14 protein-coding genes are annotated in these 16,661 nt (G+C 36.2%); 10 read left to right on the plus strand and 4 right to left on the minus strand.

Annotation, left to right across the window (positions count from 1 at the left end):
• The first annotated feature begins 14 nt into the window (after window positions 1-14).
• Both EG344_RS18970 and EG344_RS18975 read left to right on the plus strand, forming a co-directional pair.
• The gene (locus tag EG344_RS18970) at window positions 15-731 is read left to right on the plus strand and encodes a DUF6796 family protein (protein WP_123910932.1); all 717 of its coding nucleotides are present in this window, start codon (window positions 15-17) and stop codon (window positions 729-731) included.
• A gap of 324 nt (window positions 732-1,055) precedes the next feature.
• Window positions 1,056-1,325 (plus strand): hypothetical protein, encoded by a 270-nt coding sequence (locus EG344_RS18975; protein WP_123910933.1) that lies wholly within the window; start codon window positions 1,056-1,058, stop codon window positions 1,323-1,325.
• Window positions 1,326-1,469: 144 nt separating this feature from the next.
• Here the strand turns inward: EG344_RS18975 and EG344_RS18980 are convergent, their stop codons facing one another.
• The 3 genes from EG344_RS18980 to EG344_RS18990 all read right to left on the minus strand — a co-directional run bounded on the left by EG344_RS18980 (window position 1,470) and on the right by EG344_RS18990 (window position 4,079).
• Window positions 1,470-2,000: a RidA family protein gene (locus tag EG344_RS18980; protein ID WP_228412767.1), complete on the minus strand. Its 531-nt coding sequence runs from the start codon at window positions 1,998-2,000 to the stop codon at window positions 1,470-1,472.
• A gap of 114 nt (window positions 2,001-2,114) precedes the next feature.
• Window positions 2,115-3,077, minus strand: a complete 963-nt coding sequence (locus EG344_RS18985; protein ID WP_123910934.1) for a zinc-binding dehydrogenase — start codon at window positions 3,075-3,077, stop codon at window positions 2,115-2,117.
• A gap of 24 nt (window positions 3,078-3,101) precedes the next feature.
• Window positions 3,102-4,079, minus strand: coding sequence for an alpha/beta fold hydrolase (locus tag EG344_RS18990; RefSeq protein ID WP_228412768.1), 978 nt, complete (start codon window positions 4,077-4,079; stop codon window positions 3,102-3,104).
• Window positions 4,080-4,174: 95 nt separating this feature from the next.
• Here EG344_RS18990 and EG344_RS18995 point away from each other — a divergent pair, with 95 nt between their 5' ends.
• The 5 genes from EG344_RS18995 (at window position 4,175) to EG344_RS19015 (ending at window position 9,017) form a co-directional block, all read left to right on the plus strand.
• Window positions 4,175-5,032: a LysR family transcriptional regulator gene (locus EG344_RS18995; protein ID WP_123910935.1), complete on the plus strand. Its 858-nt coding sequence runs from the start codon at window positions 4,175-4,177 to the stop codon at window positions 5,030-5,032.
• A gap of 28 nt (window positions 5,033-5,060) precedes the next feature.
• Window positions 5,061-5,960 (plus strand): helix-turn-helix domain-containing protein, encoded by a 900-nt coding sequence (locus tag EG344_RS19000; RefSeq protein ID WP_123910936.1) that lies wholly within the window; start codon window positions 5,061-5,063, stop codon window positions 5,958-5,960.
• A gap of 81 nt (window positions 5,961-6,041) precedes the next feature.
• Window positions 6,042-6,878, plus strand: a complete 837-nt coding sequence (locus tag EG344_RS19005; RefSeq protein WP_123910937.1) for an SDR family NAD(P)-dependent oxidoreductase — start codon at window positions 6,042-6,044, stop codon at window positions 6,876-6,878.
• Between the two features lie 109 nt (window positions 6,879-6,987).
• Window positions 6,988-7,848, plus strand: coding sequence for a DUF4240 domain-containing protein (locus tag EG344_RS19010; protein WP_123910938.1), 861 nt, complete (start codon window positions 6,988-6,990; stop codon window positions 7,846-7,848).
• Between the two features lie 212 nt (window positions 7,849-8,060).
• A complete protein-coding gene (locus EG344_RS19015) occupies window positions 8,061-9,017 on the plus strand; it encodes an MBL fold metallo-hydrolase (protein WP_123910939.1) in 957 nt (318 codons plus the stop codon).
• A 118-nt stretch (window positions 9,018-9,135) separates the two neighbouring features.
• Here the strand turns inward: EG344_RS19015 and EG344_RS19020 are convergent, their stop codons facing one another.
• Window positions 9,136-9,480: a winged helix-turn-helix transcriptional regulator gene (locus EG344_RS19020; RefSeq protein WP_228412769.1), complete on the minus strand. Its 345-nt coding sequence runs from the start codon at window positions 9,478-9,480 to the stop codon at window positions 9,136-9,138.
• Window positions 9,481-10,145: 665 nt separating this feature from the next.
• On the opposite strand from EG344_RS19020, the gene EG344_RS19025 reads away from it, so the two are divergent.
• The 3 genes from EG344_RS19025 to EG344_RS19035 all read left to right on the plus strand — a co-directional run bounded on the left by EG344_RS19025 (window position 10,146) and on the right by EG344_RS19035 (window position 16,657).
• The gene (locus EG344_RS19025; protein WP_123910940.1) at window positions 10,146-11,321 is read left to right on the plus strand and encodes a hypothetical protein; all 1,176 of its coding nucleotides are present in this window, start codon (window positions 10,146-10,148) and stop codon (window positions 11,319-11,321) included.
• A 19-nt stretch (window positions 11,322-11,340) separates the two neighbouring features.
• On the plus strand, window positions 11,341-14,790 hold the full coding sequence (locus tag EG344_RS19030) for a T9SS type A sorting domain-containing protein (protein WP_123910941.1): 3,450 nt from the start codon (window positions 11,341-11,343) through the stop codon (window positions 14,788-14,790).
• Window positions 14,791-15,478: 688 nt separating this feature from the next.
• Window positions 15,479-16,657, plus strand: a complete 1,179-nt coding sequence (locus tag EG344_RS19035) for a hypothetical protein (protein WP_123910942.1) — start codon at window positions 15,479-15,481, stop codon at window positions 16,655-16,657.
• The last annotated feature ends 4 nt before the right edge of the window (window positions 16,658-16,661 follow it).

Genomic DNA, 16,661 nt, shown 5'->3' on the forward strand with positions numbered 1-16,661 from the left:
ATAAAGAACGAAATATGAATTATTCAAGTAAAATAAACTGGTCTTTTGCAGCGGCTATCATCGTATCTGTATGCTGGATCATTGGAGATGTTTTTGTTGCCGGATTTGACCCGAATCCTGCTGACTATCCATTGTTTTCAAAGACTTATGCCAACCAGGTGGATGTAGAATTTGCAACCCTAATGTTAGAGGGATCGACTCCGCGATTGATGTTTGGAGCTTTAATCGGAGCGCTCACAGGACCATTGTTACTTCCTGCAACCTGGTTGGTTTTTCAGTTTTTTAAAGATACTAAAACATGGTATTCAGTGGCGGTGTACTGGATTTTATTAACGGGAGCTGTCTTGTCTCCTTTAGGTCATGCAGGATTCTTTTATGTAGGAGAAATATACAAAGCAGTCTATCATACTGATCCGGTTGCTCATGCCTATCTTTTAGAAACAGGACGTGGATTTATGAAGATGCTTAATATTGCCTGGGGAGCTGCTATTGGAGTATTGGCCATTGGATGGATCTCATTTGCAGTATGTATTCTTTTGAATAAAACATTGCTTCCGAGATGGATGGCTTTATTAACACCGTTTGTTTTGACCTTATTTATCATTCCAATCAAGGGTCTTTTACCGCTGCCTTACTCAGGATGGGTTGGGGGAGCGATATTCAATATTGCTTATCTGACATTCTTTGGCTCACTCCTGATCTTTTTCAGAAAAAAGCTAAACAGAGTTTAAAAAAACAGAACTAATAACGATCTCTATATATTACATTTTCAATTGGGCACTTTTTAAGTGCTCAATTTTTTATGAGCAGTTTCTTTTAAGGGACAACTTCATCATTTGATGTATTGATCTTCAGGGTGTTTAAAAATGAATATAAATGATATTAGAATAAAAATGACACATTATGTATTGACTGTTTTGATGATCTCTTCCATCATTACGCTTGTTTGCTGTAAAGAAAGTAATATTCTTTAAAAATACAGTTACGGAAGAATGTATTATATTTGATATTCTTATAATGAAGAAGGAAAATTTCTTTGTCCATAAAATATACACATGTCTACATCTAAATTAAGCCTCTTTGCTACCATAGCTCATATTCTTTTACTCATAATATTCATGAAGTATGATGAGGTATTATTTACTCATGATTGGGGAAATGCTGTTATGCTTTTAATTTTCGGAGTTGTAATTTTAGCGTTGATATTAGCCATTGCATCAAGAAAAACGATACTGGGAGCTGTATTGATGATCGTTAATGGAATTTATACGTTGATCTGTCTTTTTATGTTGTATTTCGCTTTGAATTACACTTTTAAAGTATAAAACATATAAGATAAATTAATAAATCAATCCCTGCTCTCCAAACTAAGGAGGGCAGGGATTGTCGTTTTCTCAATGAAAGAAGTGATTACATGGTTTTAAATTCAAACAACTTACAGGCTTTAAATCGTTTTATGAGATTGTTATTTATAAAGGCATAAAAGCTATTGCATCGACTTCTATCATCATACCATCCAGCGCTAATTTTGGAACAGGAATTAAGGTACTGGCAGGAAACTTATTGTTTTTCCATACTTTATGCATTTCTTCCGTCCATATTTTGAGCTTCTCCTGATCGTGATCCACAATCAATACTGTGATTTTAAGGACATCATCAGGCTTCAAATGATATTCTTTAAGCACTGTTTCCAGGTTTTTCAAAGCGAATTGAACTTGTTGTCTGAAATCTTCAGAAAGGTTGTGATGTAAGTCTTCACCACCACTTTGCCCGGATATAAATACATATTTTCCATTCCCCACGCTGCTTGTAGCATGTGAAAAGGCAAAAGGAGTCGGGTCAAATAGAGTTTCCGGATTTTTAGACTCGATACTTGTCATATTTTTTTGTTTGTTGGTTTTATCGTTATTGACTTCTGAACAGCTTGAAAACATTACTATAAAAATGAGTGAAGCGAGAAGAAGCGTTTCTTTATAGATGACATTTCTAAAGTTAATCATGATTTGTAAAATTTTAATTGATGAAGCAAAGGTAGATTCAATCATTTTTCAAAACGTTTACATATGTTGAGGAAATTAGAAATAATAATTCATAAATGAATGCTTTTGCTATTGTTATAATGACAGTATAATTTTACCAAACAAAGGTTGGATCCGTTTTTTATCTTCAATTCTTTCATGAGCACTTTGAATGTCTTCGAGAGGAAAGATACTGTCTATAACCGGTTTTACATGGCCGCTTTCAATTAATTGCGTAATATGATGAACTTCATCCCTGCTTTGTCTGGTAAAAACAAAATGATAGGTAGCATTTTTTTCCCAGGCATGGATAAGATTTTGAGGCTGAGGAATATCAACCAATGTTACAATTCTGCCATAATCAGCTAAAGCAAGCGGACTGTCTGATAATGTACTGCCTCCAACAGTATCAATAATCACATCCACCCCTTTTCCATTTGTATGAGCTTGTATTTCCTCAATATAGTTCTTTTGATGATGGTCAATGATAACATCGGCTCCAAGATTCTGAAGTTTTTCATGTAAAATACTTTGCCCGGTTGTATAGACAAAAGCACCAAGCGATTTAGCAACCTGGATGGCTAATGTTCCGACTCCACCGGCACCACCAAGAATAAGAATGGTTTCTCCTTTTTTCAATTGTGCCCGTACTACAAGCATCTCCCAAACCGTTCCGCCAATAAGAGGAATAGAAGCCGCTTCCTCATAGGTAATATTATCAGGCATTCTTGATAATAAGGATTCATTGGTAACATGATACTCTGCATAGCTTCCGGTACCGCCAAAACGTGGTGAATAATAAACCTTATCACCGGGTTTCCAGTTTTTAACAGCATCACCCACTGCTACAATATCACCGGCAATATCATGGCCAGTTATGATAGGTAGATCAAATAAAGGAGCATAATCCCCTCGTCTTATCTGATAATCCAAGGGATTCATAGATGTGGCTTTTACTTTTACCAGCACTTGCGAAGGAGTTGTTATAGATGGAGTAGAGACTTCTGCGAATTGAAGGACTTCCGGCCCGCCATAATTTTTAATTACAATAGCTTTCATAATAAGGTATTTATTTAATAGTTTTTATTGAGGGAGTGTTTTCATAAATTCAAGGATCTCGGTACCGATTTCTGTGGAGTGGGTTTCCAATGCAAAATGCCCGGTATCGTAAAACTTGAGTCTGGCATTCGGAATATCTTTTTTATAAGCTTCCGCACCTTCAGGTAGAAAGTAAGGATCTTTGTTTCCCCAGACCAATAAAAGTTTAGGCTGATGCTTTCTGAAATACTCATGAAACTTGGGATATAAAGCTACATTGGTTCTGTAATCTTTTACCAGATCAAGCTGGATCTCTATATTGCCTGATCTGTCCAAAAATTTTTGATCTAATGTGTATGCTTCAGGAGCAATTAAAGAAACGTCCGATACTCCGTGATGGTATTGAAAGTAGGTAGCTTCTTTAGACACAAAGTCTTTTAATGCAAGTCGGTTGTTTTCTGATGGGTCTTTCCAATATTTCTGTATTGGATTCCATTCTTTGCTTAAGCCTTCTTCGTAAGCATTTCCATTTTGAGAAATAATTCCGGTTATTTTCTCCGGATTGTTCATGGCCAGACGTAAACCTACCGGAGCGCCATAATCAAAAATATAGACTGCAAAACGTTTCATCCCCAGCTTGTCAACGAATGCCTGCATTGTATTGGCAAAGTTATCAAATGTATAACTAAACTGCTGGTGATCCGGAGCATCTGAATACCCAAATCCTGGTAAATCAGGGGCTATGACATGGTATTTTGTGCTCAATATGGGAATCAGGTTTCTGAACATATGGGATGATGTCGGATATCCATGCAGCAGAAGAATGGTAGGTGCATCAGAAGGACCTGCTTCTCTGTAAAATAAGTTTAACCCGTTGATCTGGGTGTTGCGATAGTGTATTGAATGGTTTTCCATAATGTGATGATTTAAAATTGATTTTTGAGTAGATTGGGCCATCATTAGAGTATTGGTGAATAAACCAATTGACAGACCTCTAATGAGTTGTCTGAATGTTATTTCCATTGGATTCTTTTTGTGATTCCAAAATTAATACGGATATTTGATTATTAAAAACGATTAATTTTAATAATTGTAATCACTTTTAATGATTAATAAGAATGAATACAAATGATTTAAAGATATTTGAAGCCGTTGCTGAGACAGGCAGTTTTACAAAAGCGGCTTCCCTAATGTTTACGGTTCAGTCTAATGTAACCGCAAGAATTAAAAGTCTTGAAGAGGAATTTGATACAAAACTGTTCTCCCGTACTTCCCGAAAAGTAGAACTTACCTCAGAGGGAATGATTCTGATGCAATATTGTAAACAGATTCAGCATTTGGTGGAAGAAGCCAAATATAATATCCGAAGTGGAGAAAATGTAAGGGGCTGTTTGAAAATTGGCTGTATTGAAACAACGATGGTTTTAAAAGCACCGGAAATCCTCAAAATCTTTGAAGAAAAATACCCTGGTATTGAACTGGAATTTAAATCAGATACGAGAGACTCTCTGATTGCAGGAGTTTTGGATTACAGTTTGGATGCTGCATTTGTTTCGGCTCCTATTATTGCCAACGGGTTGGAAAAAATTAATATTAAAGAAGAGCAGCTTGTTATTTTAACTTCTTCCAAAGGTCCACAACTGCAGACATTACTTGAAAAATCACCTTTAAAAATTGTCGTATTTGATGATGGTTGTATCTTTAGAGAAAGATTCGAATCCTGGTTAAGTCATAAAGGCGTTATGAAGTATAAAAGTACTGTTTTGAATTCTTTTGAAGGCATTATTAATTTTGTGGAAGCAGGTTTAGGAATCAGTATATTGCCGGAAGAAATTGTTTCTAAATATTATGGTGGAAGAGCCATTAAAACTTATGGTTTAAATAAACAATTGGGAACCATGAATACAGTTCTTGTTTTCAGAAAGGAGGGACCACAATCTAAAGCTTTACAGTGTTTTATTGATATGCATTCGTAAAGATGGTATCCTATTAAAAAATTAAAATATGGCAAAAGCTACTGAAACACTTGAACAATTCTACCGGAACAAATACGGAATGTTATCTGAAGATTTCTCTCAAAATGAAGGACAATTTAATATCTTTAAGATTGAGGACAGGATTCATTCAGGGATGACTTCTCCTACCTTTATCCGAAGAGATTTTCATAAGATCATGTGGTTTCAGGGGAATAATGTATTTCATTATGGAGACCGGAGTATTCCTATAGCTGGAGATACATTACTTTTCTTTCATCCCTATGTACCTTATACTTACGAACCTTTAACTCCGGATTCTAAAGGCTATTTTTGTGTTTTTAAAGACGAATTTCTGAAAGATAATTTTCGTTTCAATCTATTTGAGCTTCCACTATTTACAGCAGATGCATACCCTGTTTTCACTTTAAATGAGGAGGAAGCAAGGGAGATTAAGATAATATTTGAAAAGATGTCCAAAGAAATGAATTCAGATTTTCGCTATAAATATGATCTTATTAAAAATTATGTCAGTGAATTAATTTATTGCGGATTGAAGTTACAGCCTGTAAATTGTTCCTCCGCATCTTCCAATGCTGCTGCCAGAATTACTTCGGTATTCATGGAACTTTTAGAGCGGCAGTTTCCCATTGAATCTACTGCGCAACGTTTTGAACTACGCTCCCCCAAAGCATTTGCTGATCGACTGTCTATTCATGTTAATTATCTTAATCGCGCCATAAAAAAACAAACAGGTCGAACGACTTCTGAGCATATTTTTGAACGGCTGATTTCAGAAGCCAAAATCCTTTTAAAATATACAGATTGGAACATTTCAGAGATCAGTCATGTCCTTGGTTTTGAAGACCAGTCCCATTTCAATAACTTTTTTAAGAAACAAACTAAGACCAGCCCGACCCATTTAAGATAGGTTTGAATTTGACAAGTATTGGTTTCTATATGACAAAATATCGATTGAGGCTTAAGGTAATTTTGTATGAAAATAGAATTTATGAATCATACAAAAACATGGTACATCACAGGAGCATCTAAAGGAATGGGGCTTTCGGTAGTAAAAAAACTTTTAGAGAAAGGCTATAAGGTTGCCGCTACTTCAAGAACACTTGCTGCTTTTGAGGGGCTCAATAATGGTGGGGAAAATTTTCTTCCGTTAGAGGTTGATTTAAAAGATGAAAAGTCCATTGCCGGATCTATTGAGAGAACAATAGAAAAGTTTGGTCAGCTGGATGTGGTGGTCAATAATGCAGGGTATGGATTAGGAGGTGCAATTGAAGAACTCAGTGCTGAGGAGATTGAAGAGAACTTTCAGATCAATTTCTTTGCCGTAGTAAGAGTTATTCAGCAAGCATTACCTTATTTAAGGAATCAACGTTCGGGACATATCATTAATATTTCATCGATTGCTGGATTTGCTCCTGGATTAGGATGGAGTATCTATTCTGCTGCTAAATTTGCCGTAACAGGTTTGTCTGAAGCATTAGCTAATGATTTAGAACCCTTTGGAATCCATATAACTGCGGTTCTTCCCGGATGGTTTCGTACTCATTTTGCCAAACCGGATTCAATAGCTTTCAGTCAGAATCAAATAAAAGAGTATGAGTTTTTGAGGACAGCTTATCAAAAAATGGATGAAATGGACGGAAAACAATTAGGAGATCCTGATCAATTGGCAGATGCGTTTATTGAATTAATTGCTGCCAGGAATCCTCCTGCTTTATTATTCCTGGGAAGTGATGCTTTTCAAAGAGCAGAAAATAAAATGACTCACATGGTAGCCCAGCTCAAAGAATGGGAACATCTGTCTTTTTCAACAGACTTTAAAGAGTAATAAAATGAATCTTTAGACAGGATGAAAATAAAAGCAGTATAAGGAGCCGGATCTCTTTATTTTTCGTAGTTTACCCCCGAAAATAGATCAATCACATATTACCAGCTTTATGAAAAGGAATTTAATCAATCAAAATGGAGTCTCTGACAAATTTTGGAATATTGAATATCGGGGAAACACACAAAAAATAGTATTTGGAAAAACGGGAACCCAAGGACGTGAAACCATTAAAGAATTTACAGATGAAGAAGAATGTACCAAAGAGTCTGAAAAGCTAATCGGGCAAAAGATCAGGAAAGGATACACTGAAATTCTTGAAAATGAAGAAATCCCACAGAAGGCGGAACTTTCTGAAGCTGAAAAAGCAGATATTTATTTCTGGGAAGCTATAGAAAAATCAAATAAATATAAAAATGCCCACTGGAGCGAATATGATATTGATGAACATCTGGAGAATCTAACCCTATACCTTTCCCGGTTTGGAAAAGAAAGACTGGTCCTTTTTGAAAAGACCCTTCAGGAAAAGCTGAGTGAACTTTATACTGCGGAAATTGCCGAACTTTCCATCATCCTTGAGAATGATTTTAAAACGGAGAACGGGAGCTATATTTTTGACGGTTACCTTTCTGATGACGGATTCATTTATTTCCGTTGCTGGCTATTGCTGAAAGGTAAAGAGTTTTTTGAAGATATTAAAAAAGATATTCAGGTATTTGTCAGTGGAAAATATAGTTTCAATATCGGGGATTGCTGGGCAGAAGGGTTATTGTATGTCTCTGATGAAGCCTATTCTGAAAATCATGATAATGAAGATGAATCAGAAATACGAGATACAGTTGATGAGCTTTATCCGGAGAATCATTACGACAGTATGGATCGTAAAATGAACCGTGAACCGAAAAATGGTGCTGAGCTTCAGAAGATGTACCCTCAATTGGTAAAAGAAATGGGTGAATTAAGAAATACATAGATCAGTTCTGATAATCAATACAATGTAAGCCATAAACAAACGGCAGGCATCTCAGATGCCTGCCGTTTGTTTAAGTAACAACTGATGACAACAGGAGAGGAGAAATGTAATATTGGGAAATAGTGGTTACCTTTTTGTAATCTCTATTTTTATTTTAGTCTCTATTGGTAACTATTATAGTTTACTTTTGTAACTAAATAAATATTTCAAGAATGAATACTAACATTAAATCCACCATTCTGCTGTTAATCTGTCTTTTATTCAATAATTTGCTCTTTTCGCAAACTCATGATGCTTACAGGATCAAAATAGGAAATACAGAAGTTTACTCTCTGCTGGATGGCACCATTGAAGTGGATGCAGAAAAGTTATTTAATGATCATACGCCGGGAAAACCTGCTCGTTTACTTGCCTCTCAGTTTATTAATAATCCTGTAGAGATCAGCATCAATGTTTTTCTTGTAAAAACGGATCGTAAACTTATTCTGGTAGATACAGGTTCCGGGGAATTGCTGGGAACAACCGGAGGACATATCGTGGAAAGTCTTGCTTCTGTAGGAATAAAACCGGAAGCTATAACGGATATCCTGCTAACTCATATTCATGCAGATCATTCCGGAGGACTTATGATAAATAACAAAAAGGTTTTCCCTGATGCCACCATCCATGTCAATAAAAAAGAACTGGATTTTTGGCTGAATGAAACTAATGCTCAACAGGCTTCAAAAGAACATATGGGAGCTAATCCACAAACATTTGATAATGCAAAGAATATGCTGACCCCTTATCTTAATGATCATCAGGTAAAAACATTTGAAGGAGTGAATACTGAAGTGTTGCCTCATATTTATAGTTATGCCGTTGGTGGACATACGCCGGGGCATACGATTTATGTATTGAAAGATGGTGGTGAAGAACTCTTCTTTTGGGGGGATGTAGTACACGTTGCTGCTATTCAGTTATCTGCTCCTGACATATTGGATCATTTTGATGTAGATCATCATGCTTCTGATATAGCCAGAAAATCCTTTTTAAAACAGGCAGCCGATAAAAATTTACTGATTGCCGGGGCTCATATTTCCTTTCCCGGATTGGGAAGACTGAAAAAAGAAGGGAAAAAATATATTTGGTATCCCGTTCCATATAGCACTTCAGGAAGATACCAATAATGACGAGGGTAAGATTTTGTGCTGAGTTTGTTCTTGTCCTTTCAGTATGGGGCAAATCTCTTTAAAAAACTCCTGTAGATGAAAGGCACCTACAGGAGTTTTTTGTTTATAACAGCTATTATAGCTGTTCATTTTGTTGTTCCAGTTCATGATGCTTCTGATTCCATAGCGTTAACTGATTAAGTATGGTGAGAAGTTCTATTCCTTTTTCGCTTAAAGAATATTCGACCCTTGGTGGCATTTCATTAAACTCTTCACGAATGACGATTTTATCTTCAACAAGTTCTTTAAGCTGCTCGGTGAGTACTTTTTTAGAAATGATACTCATCAGGGCAAAGATTTGTCCAAACCTTTTCTTCTTTAAACCAATGGTATAAATGATGATGGGTTTCCATTTGGTGCCAATGGTGGCCATCGTCCTGGTCATGGGGCAGTTGTGGCAAATGAAGATTTCGTTTTTCATTGAATTTTTTTATCTGAAAAAGAATGTTTAGAGTCTACAACAAATTTAATCATTAATCAAGAACTTACCTATATATTAAACGTGCAATTTGTAATAGATATAGAGGGAGTATTCATGAAGTGATCAACATTGAATAATATAGGGAAAGGTATTATTTAGTTTCCAAAAATAAATTCATATTAAGCTTATAAAAACATTATTATATCCACATATAGATTAAATTACTATTATTTTTTTACCGACTATTTTGATGAATCATTATAAAAATATATTTTTGCAGTCAATAAGATGAAGTTATTGCAACTCATTCTATTACTTTCAATAAAAACTAAAAACAAAACCTGAAAACTAATTATATCATGAAAATGAACAAGACTATATTGTATTTATCCTTACAAATACATCAACACTTATTTCCTACAATTTAAATCAGCAGTAAATCCTCAGAATTCAAGTTCTATCAATGTTTGGGGATGTTTATGTTGTATCAGGTATAATGTACTTCTCCTTATTCAACGAAAATACCTTTTAATCAATGAATACACATTGATTAAAATTCATATATCTCCTTTATCCAACAGAAGGAAAGACGGGGAGCGACAAGTGGATTATTTTAAAAATCAAAAAAATATAATTTAATATTAAACCAATTAATTTTTACTATTATGACAAAAAAACTACTAATCATGGCCTTTGCGGGCTTATCCAGTACGATGGCTTATGCAGCTGATTTGTATGTGAGAAATGGAGGAACAGGGGGAGCTTATTCTACTGTAAGTGCGGCTATCACTGCAGCTTCTGATGGGGATAGAATCATCATTCAACCCAAAACGAATGGAACGGCCTATGTAGAAAACCTGACCATCAACAAATCATTAACTTTTATTTCTGAAACTAATTATAACAAATATTTTATTCAGGGAACGATTACCATCAATCCCGCTGCTGGGAGAGTGGTAACGATCAGTAATTTAAGTTCAGGAAACTTTACCATTTACAATATAGTGGCAAGCGGACCTACAACTGGTGGAAGAACTACGATAAACCTTTACAATTGTTATTTAAATAAGGTAATTACCAACCAAGCCAATACGACTACCAATATTTCCGGTTCTACAGTATTGGGCGAAATTAGTTTTTCTCATGGTAGAGTTACTGCCAATAAAGCACAGTCTATTTATGCTAATTCTACGGCAGTAGATACCAGTCTTGCCACTTCAGATATTGAAATTTATGGTAATGCTGCAAGTTTTGGGATATCGCATATGCAATCAAACTATAATTTTAAACTCTATAATAATTTTTGCCGTGGAGTATTTGTGTATGGTATTAAAACAGGCAGTACTAACGAAATTATTAATAATACGATCTATGATCCTAATGGAGGTGATATAGCGCCATTTTCCATCAACTTAAATAATGGAAACACCGGGAATATATCTATTATGAATAATGCCGCTTCTTTTGTGGTAGGAGCAACCAATGTTTGCATTAGCAACAACAATAATGCTACAGTGACTGCAAGTTACAATGTATTTACAAATCAATTTGTGACACAAGGGAATATGACCCAAAGTAATAATTCAGGATCTGTGAATATGAACTTTGACAATGTAGCATACACGGTAACCGGAATGAATGTAAATGCAGGAAATCCTGATATAAACTACACTGACTTAGATTTAACAAGAAATGATGCAGGTCACTACGGTGGTTCAAACAGTTGGACTAATTATTGGCCAACAGATAGCGGAGCTAAACCTCAGGTAAACTATTTACTAACTCCGCGAACAATCAGTAATGGTACATTAAATATCAGTGGATCTGGTTTTTCTAAATAATGACTAATGGTATAACAATATGAAGAATTATATCTATAGTATAATCGCTTTGCTTATGGTCATGTTGTGTCCTGCACAAGTGTTCGTAAGTCAAGCCGAATATTTTTGGGACACAGATCCGGGAACCGGAAACGGCATTGCTGTTTTGGCTTCTGACGGGAGCTTCAATAGTGCTTTCGAACAACTGACCAAAACAGGAATTACTACACCCGGTAATGGTTTACATAAATTCTCTATCCGTATCAAAGATAATACCGGAGTTTGGGGTCCTGTTTTTACGAATGTTATTAATGTTCAGCAAAATACAACATCCACAATACTAGCACTTTCTCAGGCTGAGTATTTTTGGGATACCGATCCTGGAGCCGGAAATGGTACTCCGGTATTGGCTACCGATGGGAGTTTTGACAGTGCTTTCGAGCAACTAACCAGAACAGGAATTACTACACCCGGTAATGGATTACATAAACTCTCTGTCCGTATCAAAGACAATACAGGGGTTTGGGGACCTGTTTTTACCAATGTCATTAATGTTGAACAACCCGTAACATCAACCATTCTGGCACTTTCTCAAGCTGAGTATTTTTGGGATACCGATCCGGGAGCCGGAAATGGTACATCGGTATTAGCTGCTGATGGAAATTTTGATAGTACGTATGAGCAACTGGTTAAAACAGGAATTGCTTTACCAGCTAATGGGTTACACGTATTTAATATCCGTATTAAAGACAATTCTGGTGTTTGGGGGCCTGTTTTTAAAAATGTGATTAATATAGAAACTCCAACAACTCCTTCAGGATGTTGGCAGGAACTTAGTGTAGGGTATTATTTTTCGGCAGGAATAAAAGCAGATGGAACATTATGGACTTGGGGTAGTAATCAATATGGGCAATTAGGAGATGGAACTACTATTGGCAGAACTGCTCCTATGCAAATAGGAACGGCAAATAATTGGTCTAAAGTAGTAACTGGAGATAGTTTTACTGTTGCCCTCAAAACAGACGGAACGTTATGGGCTTGGGGTAGTAATTTTTGGGGGCAATTAGGCGATGGAACTACCATTGATAAATTGAGTCCAATACAAATCGGAACGGCAACGAATTGGAAAAGTATTAGTGCTGGTTCTAGTTCTGCTAATATGGTAGCCCTCAAAACAGACGGAACGTTATGGGCTTGGGGTAATAATCAATATGGGCAATTAGGAGATGGAACGACCATTGGTAGAAATGTTCCTACAAAAATCGGCACGGCCACAAACTGGGTAACTATTGGCAGTGGAGATGTTTTTACATTTGCGATCAAATCAAATGGAACGCTATGGGCCTGGGGTTATAATGCCAATGGGCAATTAGGAGATGGAACCACAACTAATAGAAATGTTCCAACACAAATTGGAACGGGTACAAATTGGAAAACTGTGGATGGTGGAAATACCCACACTGCAGCTGTCAAAACAGATGGAACGCTATGGGCATGGGGCAGTAATTATAATGGTAAGCTAGGAGATGGAACTACGACTAATAGAGTTATTCCAACACAAATAGGAACAGCTGCCAACTGGCTTAATGTATCTTTAGGTTCTTATTTTACTGTTGCAACCAGAACAGATGGAACACTTTGGGCATGGGGTAACAATTTTTTTGGAGTGTTAGGTAATGGTACAAATGTATCTACAGATGCTACATCCCCTGTACAAGTAGGTTCCTCGTCAGATAATGTATCGGTTTCCGCAGGATTCTATCATGTTCTTGTAAAAAATACCGACGGTGTTATGAAAGCCTGTGGTCTCAATGGTGATGGGCAGTTAGGTGATGGTACTAATATCAATAAAAATACTTATACTTCTATTAGTTGTTCTTTAAATTGTGCTCCGCCAGTACAGTTTTCAACAACCAATATTACTGCTTCATCGGCTACTATTAACTGGACAGCATCTACTCCGGCTCCAAATAGCGGCTATTTGTATCTTTATAGTACGCATTCACCTATTGGAGGTGTACAAGGGGCTACCTCTTCTAAAACAGTGGATTTAACTAACTTATTACCTGATACCACTTACTATTGGTGGGTGGCATCTAATTGTGGATCCAGCCAGGGGAACTGGACTTTGGGTGGTTCTTTTAAAACACTTCCTACAACAGTTACAAATTGCTGGAAGAGTGTTGCTATTGGAAACCTGCATTCGTTAGGAATAAAAACAGACGGAACTTTATGGTCATGGGGATATAATTCTTATGGACAATTAGGAGACGGAACTGTTTCTAACAGAAATACTCCAAAACAAATAGGAACTGCAACAGATTGGGTAAGCATTACCACTGGAGAAAATTATTCACTAGCTCTAAAATCTAATGGAACACTTTGGGCATGGGGAAAAAATACTAATGGGCAAATTGGTGATGGAACTACAAATAGCAAAACCACTCCAACGCAAATAGGAACCGCAACAGACTGGGTAGGTATGACCGCTGGTGATGGTCATACATTAGCTTTAAAATCTAATGGAACACTTTGGGCCTGGGGAAGTAATTCTTATGGACAGTTAGGTGATGGTACAACCATAAATAAAAATATACCAATCCAAGTTGGAAGCGCAACAGACTGGCGAAGCGTAGAATCAGGACGAGGGTCTACTCTGGCCATAAAAACAAATGGAACGCTTTGGACCTGGGGAAGTAATTTCAGCGCAGAACTGGGAGATGGAACTACCAATCACAGAAGTACACCAATGCAAATCGGAACAGATACGAATTGGAGTAGTGTAGATGGTGGATCAAGTCATTCGTTAGGTATTAAAACTGATGGAACGATTTGGGGCTGGGGTGCTAATAACAGTGGCCAGCTAGGAGATGGAAGCACTATATATAAGTTTGTTCCAACACAGATAGGAGTATCAAGCAATTGGAGTAGTATTAATGCCGGTCAAGGTGGATCTTCAGTAGCTCTCAAAACAGATGGTACACTTTGGGTATGGGGTTCTAATAGTAGTGGGGAATTGGGTGATGGAACAACAATCACTCAATATACACCTATGCTTATGGGGAATCCTACCAATAGAAAGGTTATTGCAATAGGAATGAATAATATAGCTGTTATAGGTACAGATGGATTTTTAACAATCAGTGGATCCAATCAGATGGGACAGATAGGTGATGGTACATATACTCACAAGAAAATATTTACACCTCTTGCTTGTCCTACAAGTACTTTATCCGTTACAGAAGTTACAACAAAAGCAGATCAGCTGAAAGTCTATCCGAATCCGGTACAGGATATTCTAACAGTCTCTCTTGATCAAAAGATTCTTTTGGTAACGGTTTACAATGCCGCAGGGCAGTTGATCCTTACAAAAGCAATCAATGATACTAAAGGAACGATTGATTTTTCTGCTTTACCATCAGGAGTGTATATGGTGAAAGTAAATGCAGCTAATGACTTTGTAAAAACAGTGAAAGTGATTAAACGATAAATATTAAAATTTTAATACAACTAAGATTTTCTGAAAATTGAAAGCTTTCAAAATAGCGCCACTTATCTTTAAGTGGCGCTATATTTTAATATGTTGTTGTTAATTTTTTAATCTACATTCCTGATATTTAGTAATATTATTCTTCATTTACTATTTGATGATTCATAATAAAAATATACTTTTGCAGTTGACAATATATATGATAATATATAATATTGTTAATTAAAAAAAACTAAAAACTAATAAACTAAGCGTGAAAATTAATTAAACCATGAACTACACTATATTTATTTTGCCCATTCATCATAGCTAATTGTTTCCAACAATTTAAAAACAGCATTAAAATTTTGAAATTTCTTTAAAGCAGTTGTATTGAATCGATATGATTCTTTTTTCAAATCATACCTTACTGTTAAAAATCATAACAGTAATATCAGTTTGAGAATCACAAAAGCTTGAAGCAATGTCTGAAAAGTTTGATGTGGTAAGAGTTATGATGTTACCTTATTTAATCAACGAAAATACCTTTAAAATCAATGTTTATTCATTGATTGAAGTTGCTATACCGCAAGCTCTGTGCTTTAAAAAAGAAAACCGAAAGTGACAGTTCTTACGTTTGGCTATCAGAAGGGTTTTGGGAATCAAAGGACCTAAATTTAATATTAAACCAACCAATTTTTATACTATTATGACAAAAAAACTACTCATCATGGCCTTCACAGGCTTATCCGGGACTATGGCTTTTGCAGCCGATCTGTATGTTAGAAATGGCGGAATAGGGGGTGCTTACTCTACCGTAAGTGCGGCTATTACAGCAGCTTCAGACGGAGACCGCATCATCATTCAGCCCAAAACCAATGGGACAGCGTATATAGAAAACCTGACTATTAACAAGTCACTTACTTTTGTTTCGGAAACCAATTATAATAAATATATCATTCAGGGAAATATTACTATCAATCCGGCAGCAGGAAGAGTAGTGACCATCAGCAGTCTGAGTACAGGGGCTTCTGGCAGTTATAATTTAGAAACAAACGGAGGAACATCAGGCGGAAGAACTACTGTTAATCTTTTGAATTGTGATCTGAATAATGTTTTTTCATATCAGATCAATACAACTACCAACGTTTCCGGTAGTACGGTGAAGGGAAACCTGATATTTTCTCACGGAATATGTACGGCCAATAAAACAGGGTTTATCAATATCTATTCTGTGGCACCGGATACCATTCCTGCCTCATCTGATATTGAAGTGTATGGTAATATATCAAACGGAGGGATACAGACTTCACAAATCAATTATAACTTTAAATTCTACAATAATTTCTGTACCGGGTTTAATATTACAAACCTTAAATCAGGAAGCTCTAACGAAATCGTTAACAATACTGTTTACAACCCTAATCCGGGTGATTTGGCTCCGTTTACGATTAACATCAATGGAACAACGGCTGGAAATATTGCCATTATGAATAATGCTGTTTCTTTTGTAGTGGGTCAAACCAATGTTTGTATTCAAAACGCAAGTAGTAATGTAAATGTGACCGCTAGTTATAATTTATCTACGAACCCTTTTATAACACAAGGGAATATGACTCAAAGCAACAATTCAGGGTCAGTTAATATGAATTTTGATAATACGGCATATACGGTAACCGGTATGAATGTTAATGCAGGAAATTCTGATGTAAAATACACAGATTTAGACCTTACCAGAAACGATGTTGGGCATTATGGCGGTTCTAACAGCTGGGCAAATTACTGGCCTGCAGATAACGGAGGAAAACCTCAGGTGAATTACTTGGTAACTCCAAGAACAGTCAACAATGGTACGTTAACCATCACCGGATCAGGTTTTTCTAAATAATCTT

Origin of the sequence: Chryseobacterium sp. G0162 (assembly GCF_003815715.1) — a bacterium.
GTDB lineage: Bacteria > Bacteroidota > Bacteroidia > Flavobacteriales > Weeksellaceae > Chryseobacterium.

Bases quoted from the DNA above. Each gene is read 5' to 3' on its own strand.
- EG344_RS19005 (WP_123910937.1), top strand. From the start codon at position 6,042: ATGAATCATACAAAAACATGGTACATCACAGGAGCATCTAAAGGAATG.
- EG344_RS18990 (WP_228412768.1), bottom strand. From the start codon at position 4,079: ATGGAAATAACATTCAGACAACTCATTAGAGGTCTGTCAATTGGTTTA.
- EG344_RS18975 (WP_123910933.1), top strand. From the start codon at position 1,056: ATGTCTACATCTAAATTAAGCCTCTTTGCTACCATAGCTCATATTCTT.
- EG344_RS18995 (WP_123910935.1), top strand. From the start codon at position 4,175: ATGAATACAAATGATTTAAAGATATTTGAAGCCGTTGCTGAGACAGGC.
- EG344_RS19015 (WP_123910939.1), top strand. From the start codon at position 8,061: ATGAATACTAACATTAAATCCACCATTCTGCTGTTAATCTGTCTTTTA.
- EG344_RS19000 (WP_123910936.1), top strand. From the start codon at position 5,061: ATGGCAAAAGCTACTGAAACACTTGAACAATTCTACCGGAACAAATAC.
- EG344_RS19025 (WP_123910940.1), top strand. From the start codon at position 10,146: ATGACAAAAAAACTACTAATCATGGCCTTTGCGGGCTTATCCAGTACG.
- EG344_RS19020 (WP_228412769.1), bottom strand. From the start codon at position 9,480: ATGAAAAACGAAATCTTCATTTGCCACAACTGCCCCATGACCAGGACG.
- EG344_RS18980 (WP_228412767.1), bottom strand. From the start codon at position 2,000: ATGATTAACTTTAGAAATGTCATCTATAAAGAAACGCTTCTTCTCGCT.
- EG344_RS18970 (WP_123910932.1), top strand. From the start codon at position 15: ATGAATTATTCAAGTAAAATAAACTGGTCTTTTGCAGCGGCTATCATC.
- EG344_RS19010 (WP_123910938.1), top strand. From the start codon at position 6,988: ATGAAAAGGAATTTAATCAATCAAAATGGAGTCTCTGACAAATTTTGG.
- EG344_RS19030 (WP_123910941.1), top strand. From the start codon at position 11,341: ATGAAGAATTATATCTATAGTATAATCGCTTTGCTTATGGTCATGTTG.
- EG344_RS18985 (WP_123910934.1), bottom strand. From the start codon at position 3,077: ATGAAAGCTATTGTAATTAAAAATTATGGCGGGCCGGAAGTCCTTCAA.
- EG344_RS19035 (WP_123910942.1), top strand. From the start codon at position 15,479: ATGACAAAAAAACTACTCATCATGGCCTTCACAGGCTTATCCGGGACT.